The sequence below is a fragment of the Cupriavidus sp. 05N39 genome (assembly GCF_056397325.1).
Genome location: NZ_JBFTNE010000073.1, coordinates 90,361 through 105,721, shown reverse-complemented (window position 1 = coordinate 105,721; position 15,361 = coordinate 90,361). Strand labels below are relative to the sequence as shown.

Sequence of the window (15,361 nt, the reverse complement as noted above, 5' to 3'; positions counted from 1 at the left end):
GTGGAGCAGCACGCGCGCCTGGCGCTTGGCATGACCCGGCGCGCGATGGTGCTCGACCGGGGCAAGGTGGTACATGCTTCGACCAGCACGGAGTTGCTGGCGGACAAGGTCACGCTGGACAGGTTGCTGACGGTCGCCTGAGCCAGGCCACGGCATGGTCAACCGGGGGCTGGCGTTGGTTGGCGGCCGTTGATGAACCACGCCGGCACGGGCGGCAAAGCCGTGGCCGGCAATCGGGCTATGCCCATGTTTGCAGACGGGTAGTGACGGGGGACTATGGAAACCCATGAGCAGAAGCGGCTGGTCAGCGCCTATATCAAGCGTTACAGCCGGTACGACCCGGCCATCGGTCGGCACGAGGTACGCTCATTCTGGGTCTGGCAGGCCTGCGACTGGCTGTGCGTCAACGATCCCGAAGGGCTGTGGCGGCTGGTGCTGGAGGTCCTTGCCCATACGGAGAGTCCCCGCGTGCTGGGCGCGCTCGCCGCAGGCGAACTCGAAGACCTGATCGAATACCACGGCCCGGCGTTTATCGAGCGCATCGAGCGGCAGGCCGGGCGCGACCCGCGCTTCCGCCGCCTGCTGTGCGGCGTCTGGCGCAGTTCCACGCCCCAGGTCTGGGCGCGTATCCTGGCCGCCAGCGATGGCAATTTCAATGAAGTGCCGCAGCGCGCGATGTGGATGTGCTACGACCTGCAGGGCATCGGGCTGCCGGACGGGCCGGCGCCTGGCGGCGCCACGGCGGACCTTGCGCAGACGCAGCGTGCACCCGAGAAAGTGCCTGCCCGCATCGAGAAACCGCAGTCTCCCCGCCAGGAGCGCCAGGGCGCGCAGGGCACCATCACCACTAAGCCACCGCGCCCCGGCGCGCGGGCTACTTCCCCGGATCCTTGACGTTGTCGAACTTGTCGAACTCCACGTTGTAGAGTTCGCCACCGACCTTCTCCACGCGCCGGATATAGACCGTCTGCACCACGTCGCGGGTGTCCGGGTCGATCAGGATCGGGCCCCGCGGGCTGGCGATCTTCATGCCTTTGAGCGCTGCCAGCATCTTGTCCCCGTCAGTCGCGCCGCCGGTCTTTTTCAGCGCTTCGTAGATCGCGCGCATGCCGTCGTAGGCGGCTACCGCCATGAAATTAGGCCGGCCGGCGCCAGGGTTGGCTTCGGCGAACGCCTTCAGGAAGACCTTGTTTTCCGGCGAATCGTGGGCCATCGAATAGTGGAAGGACGTGATCACGCCCAGCGTGGCGTCACCCATGGCCGGCAGCACGTGGTCGTCGGTAAGGTCGCCGGTGGCGATCACGCGGATGCCCGCCTCGGCCAGGCCGCGCTCGCGAAAGCCCTTCATGAACGCCACGCCTTGCTCGCCCGCGGGCAGGAAGAGGAAGACCGCCTCGGGTCTGGCATCCTTGATGCGCTGGATAAACGGGGCGAACTCCGGGTTGCGCAGCGGCACCCGGATGGATTCGATCACCTGGCCGCCACCGCCGATGAAATTGGTCTTGAACGCGGTTTCCGCATCGATGCCCGGCGCATAGTCCGCAACCAGCGTCACCACCTTGCGGACCTTGTTCTTGATGGCCCACGTGGCCATCGGCGCCGAGATCTGCGGCAAGGTCATCGAAACCCGCGCGATATAGCCCGACTTGGTGGTCACCGAAGACGACGCAGCGTTGAAGATCACCATTGCCTTCTTCGCCTGCTCGGCCACCGGCGCCACCGCCAGCGCCTCCGGCGTGAGACCGAAGCCGGCCAGCACATCGACCTTGTCGCGCACCACCAGTTCTTGCGCCAGGCGCTTGGCCACATCGGGCGCGGGGCCGGTGGTGTCCTTGCTGATGATCTGCACCTTGCGGCCCGCCACGGTGTCGCCGTTGAGCTTCTGGAACGCCTTGATGCCACCCTCCATCTGCTTGCCGTAGTCGGCGAAGCTGCCCGAAAAGGGCGCGATCAGCCCGATCTTGACGGGGTCGGCGGCGTGGGCGAGCGTTGGCGCCACGGCAAGCACGCTGCACGCCGCAAGGGCGCGCAGCAAGGGGGCAAAGGTCATCGATGGTCTCCTGGTTGGGTGCGCCCTGATCCCGGCGCCAGGCCGGGCGCGTGCCGGCGCGGGCACTGGCTGTGGAGTTTAGGGGGATGGGGGATTTGGTGCAATCGGGGAGGGCCGCGCATTCATGGCGGCCGTCTCGGTCCGGCGTTGGCCAGCGGAACCTCGCGCAGAGGCGCCGGCTAACGCCGGTTGTCCGCGTCAGGCAGCAACAAGGCGGAACGAGGAAACCGCTTGCTGCAGGCGCTGGGCCTGCTCTTCCAGCGATCCCGCTGCGGCTGCGGCTTGTTCCACCAGCGCGGCGTTTTGCTGCGTCACCGTGTCCATCTGGGTGACCGCCTGGTTGACCTGCTCGATGCCGGCGCTCTGCTCGGCCGAGGCCGCGCTGATCTCGCCCATGATGTCGGTTACGCGCTTGACCGCGCCCACGATCTCTTCCATGGTGTGGCCGGCTTGCCCCACCAGTTGCGAGCCCTTTTCCACGCGCTCGGCGGAATCTCCGATCAGTGTCTTGATCTCCTTGGCGGCTGTCGCGCTACGCTGGGCAAGGCTGCGCACCTCACCGGCCACCACCGCGAAGCCACGGCCTTGTTCGCCGGCGCGGGCGGCTTCCACAGCGGCATTCAGTGCGAGGATGTTGGTCTGGAAGGCGATGCCTTCGATCACGGCGATGATATCGACCACCTTTCTGGACGCGCCGTTGATCTCATCCATGGTGTCGACCACCTGGCCGACCACTTCGCCTCCCCTGACCGCGATTTCGGAAGCATTGACCGCCAGCGAGCTGGCTTGCTTTGCGTTGTCGGCGTTCTGCCGGACGATGCTGGTCAGTTCCTCCATGCTGGAAGCGGTCTGTTGCAAGGACGACGCCTGTTCCTCGGTCCGCTGGGACAGGTCGGTGTTGCCAGCGGCAATCTGGCTCGTGCCGGAGGCAATGGACTCCGTGCCCGTGCGTACCTGGGTGACGATGCGCAGGATATTGCCGTTCATCTCGTTCAGCGCTTGCAGCAACTGGCCGGTCTCGTCCTTGCTATCCGCGTCGATGCGGCTGGTCAGGTCGCCGGCCGCCACTTTCCGGGCGAAGCCAACGGCACGATGGAGCGGCCGCGTGATGCCCATGGTCAGCCACAGCGAAAATGCCACGCCGATCGCCAGCACCAGCAGGCCAAGCACGATCAGGCGGTTCCGCGTGGTTTCATAAATCCCGTTGATGTGCTGCGCGGTCGCATCGATGCTGGTGCGCTGGATATCGAGCAGCTTCTGGATTTCGGCGAGATAGGCGTTGCCGGCAGGCACGAACTCGGCTTCCAGCACCCGGTTGGCTTCGTCCGTGCTGCCTTCTTCCTTGAGCTTGGTGATCTTGTCGCGGGAGTCGTTATAGGGCTTGCGCACGGTCTGGATCGTCTGGAATGCCGCCTTTTCCGCTTCCGAGGAGAGCATCGGCTCGATCTTGTCCCGCAATGCGGCGATGGCTTCGACGGAGCCCTTCGTCTCCGCGGCAAAGAACGCGCCGAGGCCCGGGTCCGCGCTCCGCGCCACCGCGGTCGTGCGCCGCACGCTCGTGTGCATCAGGCGATACCAGTCGCTGACGACGCGCTCCTTGGCCAGCGGCTGCTGCATCATGTCGTGCGTGCGTTGAGCGACTTCCTGCAAGCCCATGACGCTGAACACCGTCATGAACGTTGACAGCAGCAGCACCACGCCGAAGCCAATACCGAGACGTACCCCAATTCCAAGATTTTTCATTTCTTCTACCTGAATGGAAATAACAATGGTGGCGAAATACTGGCGCCTTGGGCGCCCATTCGCTCTTTTGTCTGCCGCACCGTGCTATCACGAACGCACCTGTAGGCAATGGTGAATAACGGCGGGCGGGAGACAGACTTGAGTGCCGATCATGCCGGCGGGATCGGGGAGGCACGGGCTGGATCGAAACGCTGTGCCGCCAGGCAGAATGCCTTGTCCGCATTTCCGCAAGCCCTGCGGGCGGGTGGCCCGGCGTTGGCAGGCGTAATTGCCGGGCGACGTCACAACGCTTGATCCAGCGCAAATCAAACACCTGACGCCATCGCAAAATTGAGTAAAAGCGCATCGGCGCGCTCGGGATGCCACGATGTCGGCACTGCCCCTGGAGCAACTCAACACGCGGGCCGTCTTGCTGGATAGGCCCGACGGCCAAGCGCTGCCTGCCGCGCCAGCGCAGGCAAGCGCACACGTTTTCATTGTCATCGGGCCTGAGCGCAGCCATCCTGCGCCGCCCGATGATGCCTGGAGATCAGCATGACCCATCCCATCGTGACATCCGACGCCGTGCCGGAGTATGTCGAACTGCTCGCTCCGCAGATGGAAGGCGGCATGCCGCTGATGCAGGCGCTGCGCATGCGGCACTCCACCCGGGCCTTCACCAGTGAGCCGCTGGCGCCGGAGTTGCTCTCCAGCCTGCTATGGGCGGCATACGGCATCAGCGAACCGGAAACGGGCCGGCGTACCGCCCCGTCGGCGCGCAACTGGCAGGAAATCGAACTGTACCTCGCGCTCGCCGATGGCCTCTATGTGCTGGAACCAGCGGCCTGGCGCCTGCGCCTGGTTAGCGGGGGGGGACGTGCGCGCAACCACCGGGCTGCAGGACTACGTGGTGCAGGCGCCGCTGGACCTGGTGTTTGTTGCTCGCCTGTCCAGGATGGACGAGCAGGCAAAACCGGTGCGCCAGTTCTACATGGGGCTGGACACCGGATACATCAGCCAGAACGTGTACCTGTTCTGTGCTTCCGCCGGGCTGGCGACGGTGGCGCGCGGCCTGCTGGACAGGCGCGCCATGGCGGGCGCGATGCGTCTCGATGCGGACCAGCGCGTGGTGCTGGCGCAAAGCGTCGGCTTTGCCTCGGCGAACGGGGCGGCCGGGCATCCGGCATGACGATCTGCAACGAGCGTCTGCGAGCCGGCTATCTATTGGAGCGCATGATGAGCACAACCTCGCAGCAGCAAATCGACATCGATCTGAGCGGTGTGGTGCTGCCCGGCGACCTGGTCTGTCCGCCGCTTGCTACCGGCCTGGTGCTGTTCGCGCATGGCAGCGGCAGTTCGCGGCTCAGTCCCCGCAACCGCTATGTCGCCGGCCATCTCAACCACGCCGGCATTGCCACCCTGTTGACCGACCTTCTGCTTGCCGAGGAAGACGTCGGGCTGGCGCGGCGTTTCGATATTGGCCTGCTGGCCGCGCGCCTGGAGGGTATCACCCGCGCCGTTCGCGGCATGGCGCAGCTTGGGCGACTGCGGCTGGGGTACTTCGGCGCAAGTACTGGTGCTGCGGCTGCAATCCGGGCCGCCGCGATGACTGGTGGCGGCTATCGGATCGACGCCGTGGTTTCGCGCGGCGGCCGCCCGGATCTGGCGGGCCATGACGCCCTCGCGGCGTTGTCCGCGCCGACCTTGCTGATCGTCGGCGGCGCGGATACCGAGGTGCTGCACCTGAATGAGCGTGCCTACGCATGGATGTCCTGCGAGAAGCACTTCGAGATCGTTGCCGGCGCGACCCATCTGTTCGAGGAACCGGGCGCACTGGAAGTGGCGGCACGGCTGGCTGCCGGGTGGTTCGCCACACACCTGGCAGGGCGGCGGGGCGCGGACCCGGCAACCGGTGAACAGGAGACATCATGATGTTCCAGGACAGGACCGAAGCCGCCACGCGGCTGGCGCAAGCGCTTTCGAATTACCGCGGCACGCATCCCGTGGTGCTGGCCGTTCCACGCGGGGCGGTACCGATGGGCAGGATCCTGGCCGACCAGCTTGGCGGCGAACTCGATGTGGTGCTGGTCAGGAAACTGGGTGCGCCATTCCAGCGTGAACTGGCAGTGGGTGCGGTGGATGAGAGCGGCTGGGTTTATGTCACGCCCTTCGCCGAACAGACTGGCGCCGATCCGGCCTATATCGCAGAGGCGCGCAGAGAGCAGCTGGAACTGCTGCGCCGGCGGCGTGCGCTCTACACGCCCGGGCGCACCGCAACTCCGCTGGGCGGCCGCACGGTCATTGTGCTGGATGACGGCCTGGCCACCGGTGCCACCATGATTGCCGCGCTGCACGCGGTGCGGCAGCAGCAGCCTGCGAGGCTGATCTGCGCCGTGCCCGTGGCCGCTCCGGATTCCCTGGCCCTGGTGGAGGACTATGCGGATGAAGTGGTCTGCCTGGCCGCGCCCGCTAATTTTCGTGCGGTTGGCGCGCATTACAGGGAGTTTCCGCAGATCGACGACGCCGAGGTGGTCGCCTGCCTGGCGGAGGGTGGGGGATGAATGTACCAGCCGCATCGGCGGCGGCCTGTGCGCTGAAAACCGCATTGCTGCAACGTGCTGCCGCAAAGGCCGGCGCCGTGCGTTGGGGCCTTCGGAGGTATGCGGCGGCGCGGCAACTATCGGGCGGTCGACGTGCGTCAACGCTGGGTATCAGGCGCCGCCAATATTGAAAACGAATCCATGCTGGCACGGTCAGCACCTGCGCGGTTTTGCCTGACGCTCTTGTGCGGAGACCCGCCCTCCATCCATGTGGGAGGCGTCTGGATTTTTATGCCCATCCGAAGTTTACTGAGTGGAATGACGCCTGCAAGGAAGCGATCGAAACGCGGGCGATGAAGTGGGGGTGCGAAACATGGAATTGAAATACAAAGGCCGAACCGTCTCCATCCACACACTCAAGGCCGCCCCCGATAGTTGGGATTGGTCTTACGTCATCCACGGCGTCGAAACCAGGCGGCATGCCGATGCGCTTGCCCGGTCGGAAGATGTTGCGGTGGAGTGCGCTTTTCAAGCGGCCCGGAAAGTCATTGATCGCTTGTCGGAAGAGGACAATGACTAGCGTCATCACAAGCCGGGATTGATCGACGGCAGCGGAGGCAGCCAATGGATCGCGACACCATGGAGTACAAGGGGTTCGTCATCCATGTCTTCTGCGAGATGATCAAGGATGGCTCGTACACGGCATCGTGCGAAATCTGGGAAGACGCGGCTGTCGTGCACGATGCCAGATCGATTGGCCGGAACTCCGCCACTGCCGCGGATGCGAAGGCGGCGGCTTACGGATGGGCGAGGCAGTGGATAGACAGCAATTCTTGAGCATGAGGCGGGGCCGGTACCTCGGCGGCGTCTGGCCGGATCTCAATGACATCCGGACGCACTGGCGGACAAGGGGTGGAAGCGCGCTGGCGCGGGACAGGCACCTGAAGGCAGGCTCGAACGATTGCGAGGGCCGCGTGACGTACAAGGCAGTGGCCACGGCGCTGGCCTACGAGTACATGCCTGCCGACCAGTTGCTGGACTGATTCCGTGCCGCAACAACGCCGCCGTCGGGTTGCTTCATTCGCTATCGGGGTGCGATGGAGGTGCGGTCCAAATTACCTCCGCCTGTTCCTGGCACGGCGCGGCGACCGGTGTCGCAAGCATGGCGCATCAGGACGGTCTTCCTGCCATATCCGGCCATATCGCCTCGTGAGCTCGGCTTCACTGCGCGAAGCCATCCGCTTTTTGTACGCAAGAGATGAGCGGCCGCGCGTATGCTGAGTATGCTGGATAAAGTAGACGCTCACCTGACCAACCGGAGGGAATCATGACCGCGCCTGTTACACCCCAGGTTATGCCCAAGTGCCCGTCATGCGGCGCGCAAGGGATGGATAAGATTGCCCACCGTCATCAGCTCTCGCACAGCAATGTTCCCCTCTTCGTTGTCGTTCACTGTAATGAGTGCGGGCATGTTTATGGGGTCCTGCCACACTCGCAGGCATAGGCAGGTCCGCGCTACGCAACGCCGCTTTTCCTAGTCGCGAGGAGGCAGCCATGTTCAAGCATCTTCTGGTACCCACGGACGGATCCCCGCTCTCCGAAACCGCAGTCAGAATGGCGATGCTGGTCGCCAGGGACTTCCAGGCGAAGGTAACAGGCATTCACGTCATTCCCGAGTTTCGCGTCTTTACCCATCGCGTCGACATGCTCGAGGATGCGCAGGAGCGCTTTGCCCAAAGGGCTGAACACCATGCGGCGCAATACCTGGGCGTGATCGCGCAAGCCGCGAAGGAAGCAGGGGTGGAGTGCGAAACGGTCTGTGTAACCGGCGACCATCCTTATGAGGCGATCCTCCTGGCGGTGGAGGAGCGGGGCTGCGACCTTGTCGTCATGGCCTCGCACGGCCGATCTGGCATTCAGGGGCTGCTGATCGGCAGTGAAACCCAGAAAGTCCTGACGCATGGCACGATCCCGGTTCTTGTGTATCGTTGAGGGATCGTGCCCGGTTGACAGCGCCTGAAGCGCACCGCCTTCAGGCGGCTTGGCGGGTACCGATTCCTTCGCTCACGCTGCCCTGCGCGAGCCGCCTCCAGTTCTTCGCTGCATAGGCATGGGCTTGCCTTAATGCTGCCCACAGACCGACCAGCCTGAGTCTCTTCAGCAAGCCTCTGGCTTCGAATTCCGTCGTGCGCCGGACCCGTGTCCTGCCATCCCCGAGCGATTCAAGGGTGAAGGTGTCGATCAGCCTGCCAACCCAGGCGCGGCACCAGACGGTACTTTCCAGCATCTGGTACTGCAGCAGCCGGTCCGGCTCCAGTTGCAGGATGCGCTGGTTGATCGTGCCGCGGTCCGTGGTGCATTGGCGCGTATTCCCGACCGCGGCGGTGCCTTCCAGGACCCGGCAGCTCACTGGCTTGGGAATTCCGAACCAGAACAGCAACGGGCGCGACGTATCCATGCGCGCATGCAGGAAGTGCGGCCAGACATGCCGCGGCTCGCATTCGAAAATCCACTCGGATTTGATCTCCATAACCTGTGCCCGATTGCGGATAGTGGTTGGAGGAAACAAAAGGGAGCCGCGCGGGCTCCCCTCGTTCAACAGGCCGGCACGGCTTACAGTGCGGCGTCTTTCAGCTTCTTCATCGGGCGTACCTTGACCTTGACGGTTGCCGGCTTGGCGGCGAACCACTGGTCTTCGCCGGTGAAGGGGTTCTTGCCGAAGCGCTTCTTGGTGGCGGGAACCTGGGTGGCGACGACCTTGAGCAGGCCCGGCAGGGTGAACTCGCCGGCGCCCTTCTTGTGGACAGCGCTGAGCACCGTGTTTTCGAGATGGGCCAGCACGGTCTTGACTGTCTTGGCATCCAGTTCGGTCTGGGCGACGAGGTGGGCGACAAGGCTGGATTTGTTGAAGGTGTCCTTCAGGGGTTTCACCGCCGGTGCGGCTGCTGCGACCTTCCTGGCCGGCGCGGCCTTCTTTGCCGGTGCTGCTTTCTTTGCCGGCGCTGCCTTCTTGGCGGCAGGCTTGGCGGTGGTCTTTACGACAGCATTTGCTTTGGTAGCCATGGGTCTTGAATCTTGTGTTCGTTGAATTGCCGCCTGCTGCCGACGGCAGCAGGCGCGCGGCGAGCATAGCACTCCGCGCGGCGCATGCCAAACGCGCGCCATCGGCGCGATTCAGGCTGACACGGCCGTCGATGGCCGCGCGGATCATGGCTTGCAGGCGCTCCGGTCCGCGGATGTGGTGAATAAGGCTATTAAAATGCGAACGATCCGACGCGGATCGCGGTGGTCAGGCGGAGCGGCTCCGCATGCCAACCACGGCGGCAGGTCATGCAACCGTTGGCAGTTGCTGGTCCGCTTTGGCGCCGAGGCCGAAGCGGCGACCGCGATTCTGCGCAAGCACTGCCGAGCCTACGACGGATCTTTGGTACGCGTACGCGAAACGGCTCCCATGATGCCCAGGCCGAGGGCGATGATACACACGATGCCCACATAGACCTGTGCCACACCAGCGGTAACGAGACCCCACGCTATGCCGCCGACGAGCAGCAGCAGTCCTACCAGGTAGAGCGCGAACGACATGAGGCAGCTCCTTGCAAAGCGCCGCGAACCGTCGCGGCATAGGAGCAATTTAGTCGGCGGGTCCGCTGTCGGCTATCGGAGGATCGCGGAGATTGACGTAGGCCGGTTCTGACTTGTCCAGTGTGGCAAGTCCAGTGGCGCCTGGTGCAAGGCAATGGTTTCGGGGCGCGTGCGTCTTGGTGTCGCGCACCCCGTAGCCCTTGAGGAGGACGATTTCGCCATCCTGGATTACGGCGTGCGCGAGACCTGGGGCTTTGCTGTCCTGCATCGACACTGCGATGAGCCGGCGGCACGCTTCGCATCGGAAGGGAGCGAAGGCGCGCATGCCGGGCAATGCGCGATCCGGTTACGCGCCTGGCAACCACGCGCGGCGGCGCGCCATGTGCACGCCATTGGCGCGGCAGGAAAGACGCCTTACTTGGCGGGCGCTTCCGCCGCGCGCTTGTCGGCGTCGCGCAGCCGCTTGACGGCTTTGCCCAGCAGGCCGCCTTCRCTATCGGATACCGCGGCTTCCAGCGTTGCCAGCGCTGCCTTGATCTGCGCGCCGTGGGCGGCGGAGAAGGCCTGGTCTTCAATCAGGGCGTCGGCCTCCTTGCGGGCGCGCTTGCCCAGCTTGCGGGCGAACTCGGGGTCGAGCTGGCCCTGGGCGGTGGCGTTGGCGATATGGTCGAGCAGGGCGATCAGGCCTGGCGCCGTAGTGGTGGCCGGCACGGCTTCCTCGGTCTTCCTGAGCTTTTTGGGCATAGTTCTTTTCCTCCGGTTGGGGCTCGATTCTATCGCTGGGGCAGAAGCGGGGCCTGCTTCCAAATATGAAAGATTCATGACAGCCGCGAGCAGGGCAGCCTCGCCACCCAGCGATTTGCTGCGGTGCACACCATAGCACATCGCGGCACGGAATCCCCGGGCCGGCACCACTGGCACCGGGGCACGGGGCATGAAAAAAGGGGAGGGGCACTGCGTGCGCCTCCCCTTTTCTGTGGCTGCCGCCCCGCGGATGGTCAGACCACCGTGGCCAGCGCCAGGGTCAGCAGCAGCGCGATCACCGAGATCAGGGTTTCGCAGACCGACCAGGTCTTGAAGGTCTGGGCCACGGTCATGTTGAAATACTCCTTGACCAGCCAGAAGCCGCCGTCGTTCACGTGCGAGAGGATCAGCGATCCGGCGCCCGTGGTCAGCACCAGCAGTTCGGGCCGGGTGCCCGGCACGCTGGCGGCGATCGGCGCGACGATGCCGGCTGCGGTGGTCATGGCTACCGTGGCGGATCCGGTGGCGATTCGGATCAGCACCGCGACCAGCCAGCCGAGCAGCAGCACCGACACATGCGCGCCGGTGGCCACGTCGACGATGGCGTTGGAGATGCCCGAATCGCGCAGCACGCGGCCAAAGCCGCCGCCGGCGCCGACCACCAGCGTGATGATGGCGGTGGGCGCCACGCACTCGTTGGTGAACTTCAGGATGTTTTCCCGGTTGAAGCCGCGGGCCTTGCCGAAGGTGTAGAAGCTCACCAGCGCGGCGATCAGCAGGGCGATCACCGAATTGCCGATCAGCTTGAGGAAATCATTGAAAAAGGTCTTGGGCGTGCTGATGACATCCGCCCAGCTGCCGATCAGCATCAGGAACACGGGCAGCAGGATGGTAAACAGCGTGATGCCGAAGCCGGGCAACTGGTGCGATGCCTTGACGCTCTCGTCTTCCTCGGTGAACTGTTCGGCCAGCGGATTGATATCCGGCAGCTTGACGTAGCGGTCCATCAGCTTGGCGAACAGCGGGCCGGCGATGGCGGCGGTGGGGATGCCGACGATCAGCGCGTACATGATGGTCTTGCCGATGTCCGCCTTGTAGGCGGTCACCGCCAGCAGCGCGGCAGGGTGCGGCGGGATCAGCCCGTGCACCACCGACAGGCCTGCCACCATCGGGATGCCCACCAGCACCATGGAGGTCCCGGTGCGCTTGGCCACGTTGAAGGCGATCGGCACCAGCAGCACGAAGCCCACCTCGAAGAACACCGGCAAGCCGACGATAAAGGCGATGGTGACCATGGCCCAGTGCACGTTCTTCTCGCCGAAGGCATCGATCAGCGTGCGCGCGATGCGTTCGGCGCCGCCGGATTCGGCCATCATCTTGCCGAGCATGGTGCCCAGGCCCACGACCAGCGCGATGTGGCCCAGGGTGCCGCCCACGCCGGCCTCGAACGATTTGACGATGTCGCCCATCGGCATGCCCACGGCAAAGCCGAGCAGCACCGACACGACAACCAGTGTGATGAAGGGGTTGAGCTTGAACTTCGCGATCAGCACGACCAGTGCGATCACGGCGATCAGCGCGTAAAGCAAGAGTGTGGTTCCGGTTACGGCGCCCATATTGTCTCCTTTGTGCGGGGTCCGCCGGTGGCCCGGCGGGGCTCCCCCGCGTCCGCTATGAAAAGGGCCGCGCTGGCGGCGGCCGGTTCAGGTTGTTCGTGGCAGGCTGGCCTGGGTTCAGGCCGCCGGCTTCTTGTAGGCGATGCAGTCCACTTCCACCTTGCAGTCGACCACCATGCTCGACTGCACGCAGGCGCGCGCCGGCGGGTTGGCGCCGAAGTATTCCTTGAAGATCTTGTTGAAGGAGGCGAAGTCGCGCGCGTCGTCCAGCCAGACGCCGCAACGCACGATGTGCTCGGTGCCGTAGCCGGCTTCGGCCAGGATGGCCAGTACGTTCTTGATGGCCTGGTGGGTCTGGGGCACGATGCCGCCGTCGATCACCTCGCCGGCCACCATCGGCACCTGGCCGGACACGTAGAGCCAGCCGTCGGCTTGCACGGCACGGGCAAAGGGCATGTGCTGGCCACCGGTGCCGGCGCCGCCTTCGACGCCAAATCGCTTGATATCCATGGGGAACTCCTGAAGCAAATTGCAGATTGGGTTTATTGCTGGCCGCGCGGCACGGGGCGCGCGGCCGGGATTCACCACGCGGATTGCCGGCCGCGCGGCCTCGTTACTGTGGCGTTGCGGCGTTCGCCCCTGCGGGCTTGCCGCGTGCAAGGAAGCGGCCCGCGCGCGTGCCGGTGGGCCGGCGCTGTTGCCACGACAACTCGCCGTTGACCCACACCGCGGCGATGCCCTCGGCCGGTTGCATGGGGTCGGTGAAGCTGGCCGCATCGCGAATCGTGGCGGCGTCGAACAGGACCAGGTCCGCCCAGTAGCCTTCGCGCACGAAGCCGCGTTCAGTCAGGCCGAAGCGTTCGGCCGACAGCCCCGTCATCTTGTGGATCGCTACCGTCAGCGGGAACAGCTCGCGATCGCGCGCGTAATGGCCAAGCACACGCGGAAAAGCGCCCCACAGGCGCGGGTGGGGCAGGGGGTCGTTGGGCAAGCCATCGGAACCCACCACGGTGGCGGGGTGGCTCAGGATGCGGTCCACGTCCGCGTCTTCCATGCAGTGATAGACCGCGCCGGCCGGCTGCAGGCGGCGCGCGGCGTCTTCCAGGCCGAGCTCCCACTCGGCGGCGATGTCGGCCAGCAGCCGGCCGCCCATGTCCGGGTGCGGTTCGGACCAGGTCACCATGATGTCGAAATCGCTGGTGACCTGCTTGAGGTCGAGCGTGGAGGAACTGGCGGTGTAGGGATAGCAATCGCATCCCACCGGCTGCCAGCGCTGGGCCCGCTCCAGCGTGTCCAGCACCTCGGCGCTGCGGCCCCAGTTGTCGACGCCGGCGCATTTCAGGTGCGAGATCACCACGGGCACGCGCGCGTGCCGGCCGATGCGGAAGGCTTCGTCCATCGCTTCCAGGATCTCGGCGAACTCGCTGCGCAGGTGGGTGGCATAGAGCGCGCCGGCGCGGGCCAGCGGTTCGGCCAGCGCCAGCACTTCGTCGGTGGTGGCGGAGAACGCATTGGCGTAGGCCAGCCCGGTGGACAGGCCAAGCGCGCCATGGTCGAGCGCTTCCTCAAGCTGCGCGCGCATGGCGGCGATCTCGGCCGCGGTGGCGGTGCGGTCCAGCCGGTCCATATGGTTGCTGCGCAGCGCGGTATGGCCGACCAGGGCCGCCACGTTGACGGCCGGCTGCGCCGCCTGCACGGCTTGCGCGTAGGCGGCGAAATCGGGATAGCGGAAGGCATCGGCGGTGCCCAGCAGGTTCATCGGATCGGGCGGTTCGCCGCGCAGCGCGACGGGCGCCGCGCTGATGCCGCAATTGCCGACGATCACGGTGGTGACGCCCTGCGACAGCTTGGGCGTCATCTCGGGCTGGCGTATCACATTGGTGTCGTCGTGCGTGTGCACGTCGATAAAGCCAGGGGCCAGCACCAGCCCTTCGCCTTGCACCACATGCGCGGCGCTGCCGGGATCGATGCCGTCGGCACCGTCCTCGAGCATGGCGATGCGGGCGATGCGCCCGGCGCGCAGCGCCACGTCGGCCAGGCGCGCTTCGGCGCCGGAGCCGTCGAGCAGGGTCGCGCCGCGGATCAGGGTGTCAAACAGTTCAGGCATGGTCAGTCTCCGAGCGGCTGGCGGCTTTCCGGGGCATCCGGTCCGGCAGTGTTGCCGCGGTGCGCGTCGAGCACGTACTTGAGCCGCCGCAATTGCTCCTGGCTCTGGTCCTGCTGGAGCAGGGCGAGCTGGGTAGCCAGCACGTCCATCACCAGCAGCATCGCGTAGCGCGAGGCCGAGGGCTTGAAAATAAAATCGGTTTCCAGCGTGCGCACCGGCAACAGCACGTCGGCGCGTGCCGCCAGCGGCGAGCCCAGCGCGGTCACCGCGACCAGCTTCGCGCCGTATTCGCGGGCAATATCGCAACTGGCCAGCATCTCGGGCACATTGCCCGTGGCGGAGAAGGCAAGCACGACATCGTCCTTTTGCAAGGTGGCCGCCACCATCTTCTGCAGCAGCGCGTCCTGGTAGCTGGCCACGGGACGGCCCAGGCGGGCCAGGCGGTAACGCGCCTCGTCGGCCATGAAGGACGAGCCGCCACCCATGCCAAAAGCGTAGACCATGCGTGCCTCCAGCAACAGGCGCGCCGCACGCTCCATATGGTCGGGGTCGATCAGCTTGCGGTTGACCTCAAGTGAGTCCAGGATATCCGCATGAATGCTGTCGGCCAGCGTGGCCGGGGACGGCTCCGCCGCGCGGGCGACTTCCGCCTGCAGGAAACGCTGGCCCACCGCGGTGGCTTGCGCCAGGCGCAGCTTCAGGTCGCGCACGTCGCGGCAGCCGATGGCCTTGGCGAAACGGGTCACGCTGGCCTCGCTCACCCCGGCCTGGCGCGCCAGTTCGTTGATGCTGGTGGCCGCCGCGCCAGCCAGGTCCTGCAGGATCACTTGCGCGACCTTCTGCTCGGCCAGGCGCAGCGTGGGGCCACGCTCGGCAATGCGGGTCAGGATGTCGAAGGGCGCGGACATGGTTGGCAGGTCGGTGGTGGAGGCAAGCGGGTCCATCGGGCCGATGTTGCCCCGGAGCCAGCTTTGAATGTTACTTTATAACAAGGGTGAAA

General features: G+C 65.5%; 18 protein-coding genes and 2 pseudogenes. 10 read left to right on the top strand and 10 right to left on the bottom strand.

The window, feature by feature from the left end; genetic code table 11:
• Together AC1DN0_RS29040 and AC1DN0_RS29035 are read left to right on the top strand one after the other, a co-directional pair.
• Positions 1–141 (top strand): annotated as a pseudogene (locus AC1DN0_RS29040) (ABC transporter ATP-binding protein); the annotation flags it as partial.
• A 135-nt stretch (positions 142–276) separates the two neighbouring features.
• Positions 277–894 carry a DUF6869 domain-containing protein gene (locus tag AC1DN0_RS29035; protein WP_441627810.1) on the top strand — a complete coding sequence of 206 codons (618 nt, stop codon included), beginning with the start codon at positions 277–279 and terminating at the stop codon, positions 892–894.
• On the opposite strand, the gene AC1DN0_RS29030 is transcribed toward AC1DN0_RS29035, so the two are convergent.
• On the bottom strand, positions 875–2,050 hold the full coding sequence (locus AC1DN0_RS29030; RefSeq protein WP_477102100.1) for an ABC transporter substrate-binding protein: 1,176 nt from the start codon (positions 2,048–2,050) through the stop codon (positions 875–877). The genes AC1DN0_RS29035 and AC1DN0_RS29030 overlap by 20 nt on opposite strands.
• Positions 2,051–2,248: 198 nt before the next feature.
• Positions 2,249–3,793 (bottom strand): methyl-accepting chemotaxis protein, encoded by a 1,545-nt coding sequence (locus tag AC1DN0_RS29025; protein WP_441627806.1) that lies wholly within the window; start codon positions 3,791–3,793, stop codon positions 2,249–2,251.
• Positions 3,794–4,327: 534 nt separating this feature from the next.
• Here AC1DN0_RS29025 and AC1DN0_RS29020 point away from each other — a divergent pair.
• From AC1DN0_RS29020 to AC1DN0_RS28985, 8 genes and pseudogenes are all read left to right on the top strand, one after another.
• Positions 4,328–4,564 (top strand): annotated as a pseudogene (locus tag AC1DN0_RS29020) (nitroreductase family protein); the annotation flags it as partial.
• Between the two features lie 85 nt (positions 4,565–4,649).
• On the top strand, positions 4,650–4,961 hold the full coding sequence (locus tag AC1DN0_RS29015) for a nitroreductase family protein (protein ID WP_441627882.1): 312 nt from the start codon (positions 4,650–4,652) through the stop codon (positions 4,959–4,961).
• Between the two features lie 44 nt (positions 4,962–5,005).
• Positions 5,006–5,704 carry a dienelactone hydrolase family protein gene (locus tag AC1DN0_RS29010; RefSeq protein WP_441627880.1) on the top strand — a complete coding sequence of 233 codons (699 nt, stop codon included), beginning with the start codon at positions 5,006–5,008 and terminating at the stop codon, positions 5,702–5,704.
• Positions 5,701–6,333: a phosphoribosyltransferase gene (locus tag AC1DN0_RS29005; protein ID WP_441627804.1), complete on the top strand. Its 633-nt coding sequence runs from the start codon at positions 5,701–5,703 to the stop codon at positions 6,331–6,333. The genes AC1DN0_RS29010 and AC1DN0_RS29005 overlap by 4 nt, the downstream gene beginning before the upstream one ends.
• Positions 6,334–6,685: 352 nt before the next feature.
• Complete coding sequence (locus AC1DN0_RS29000; protein ID WP_441627802.1) at positions 6,686–6,892, top strand: hypothetical protein; 207 nt, start codon at positions 6,686–6,688, stop codon at positions 6,890–6,892.
• Positions 6,893–6,936: 44 nt separating this feature from the next.
• Positions 6,937–7,149, top strand: a complete 213-nt coding sequence (locus tag AC1DN0_RS28995; protein ID WP_441627800.1) for a hypothetical protein — start codon at positions 6,937–6,939, stop codon at positions 7,147–7,149.
• Positions 7,150–7,151: 2 nt separating this feature from the next.
• On the top strand, positions 7,152–7,355 hold the full coding sequence (locus tag AC1DN0_RS28990) for a hypothetical protein (RefSeq protein WP_441627798.1): 204 nt from the start codon (positions 7,152–7,154) through the stop codon (positions 7,353–7,355).
• Positions 7,356–7,866: 511 nt separating this feature from the next.
• Positions 7,867–8,304, top strand: a complete 438-nt coding sequence (locus AC1DN0_RS28985) for a universal stress protein (protein WP_441627796.1) — start codon at positions 7,867–7,869, stop codon at positions 8,302–8,304.
• Between the two features lie 40 nt (positions 8,305–8,344).
• Here AC1DN0_RS28985 and AC1DN0_RS28980 read toward each other — a convergent pair whose 3' ends face one another.
• The 8 genes from AC1DN0_RS28980 to AC1DN0_RS28945 all read right to left on the bottom strand — a co-directional run bounded on the left by AC1DN0_RS28980 (position 8,345) and on the right by AC1DN0_RS28945 (position 15,269).
• Complete coding sequence (locus AC1DN0_RS28980) at positions 8,345–8,842, bottom strand: SRPBCC family protein (protein WP_441627794.1); 498 nt, start codon at positions 8,840–8,842, stop codon at positions 8,345–8,347.
• 83 nt (positions 8,843–8,925) lie between these two features.
• Complete coding sequence (locus tag AC1DN0_RS28975) at positions 8,926–9,375, bottom strand: HU family DNA-binding protein (RefSeq protein WP_441627792.1); 450 nt, start codon at positions 9,373–9,375, stop codon at positions 8,926–8,928.
• 348 nt (positions 9,376–9,723) lie between these two features.
• Complete coding sequence (locus tag AC1DN0_RS28970) at positions 9,724–9,894, bottom strand: hypothetical protein (RefSeq protein WP_441627790.1); 171 nt, start codon at positions 9,892–9,894, stop codon at positions 9,724–9,726.
• A gap of 414 nt (positions 9,895–10,308) precedes the next feature.
• Positions 10,309–10,638, bottom strand: a complete 330-nt coding sequence (locus AC1DN0_RS28965; protein WP_035861420.1) for a hypothetical protein — start codon at positions 10,636–10,638, stop codon at positions 10,309–10,311.
• A gap of 254 nt (positions 10,639–10,892) precedes the next feature.
• On the bottom strand, positions 10,893–12,254 hold the full coding sequence (locus AC1DN0_RS28960; protein WP_035861417.1) for a GntP family permease: 1,362 nt from the start codon (positions 12,252–12,254) through the stop codon (positions 10,893–10,895).
• A 117-nt stretch (positions 12,255–12,371) separates the two neighbouring features.
• The gene (locus tag AC1DN0_RS28955) at positions 12,372–12,764 is read right to left on the bottom strand and encodes a RidA family protein (protein ID WP_035861414.1); all 393 of its coding nucleotides are present in this window, start codon (positions 12,762–12,764) and stop codon (positions 12,372–12,374) included.
• A gap of 103 nt (positions 12,765–12,867) precedes the next feature.
• Positions 12,868–14,361, bottom strand: coding sequence for an N-acyl-D-amino-acid deacylase family protein (locus AC1DN0_RS28950; RefSeq protein WP_441627787.1), 1,494 nt, complete (start codon positions 14,359–14,361; stop codon positions 12,868–12,870).
• A 2-nt stretch (positions 14,362–14,363) separates the two neighbouring features.
• Complete coding sequence (locus AC1DN0_RS28945) at positions 14,364–15,269, bottom strand: MurR/RpiR family transcriptional regulator (RefSeq protein WP_441627878.1); 906 nt, start codon at positions 15,267–15,269, stop codon at positions 14,364–14,366.
• Between the last annotated feature and the right edge of the window lie 92 nt (positions 15,270–15,361).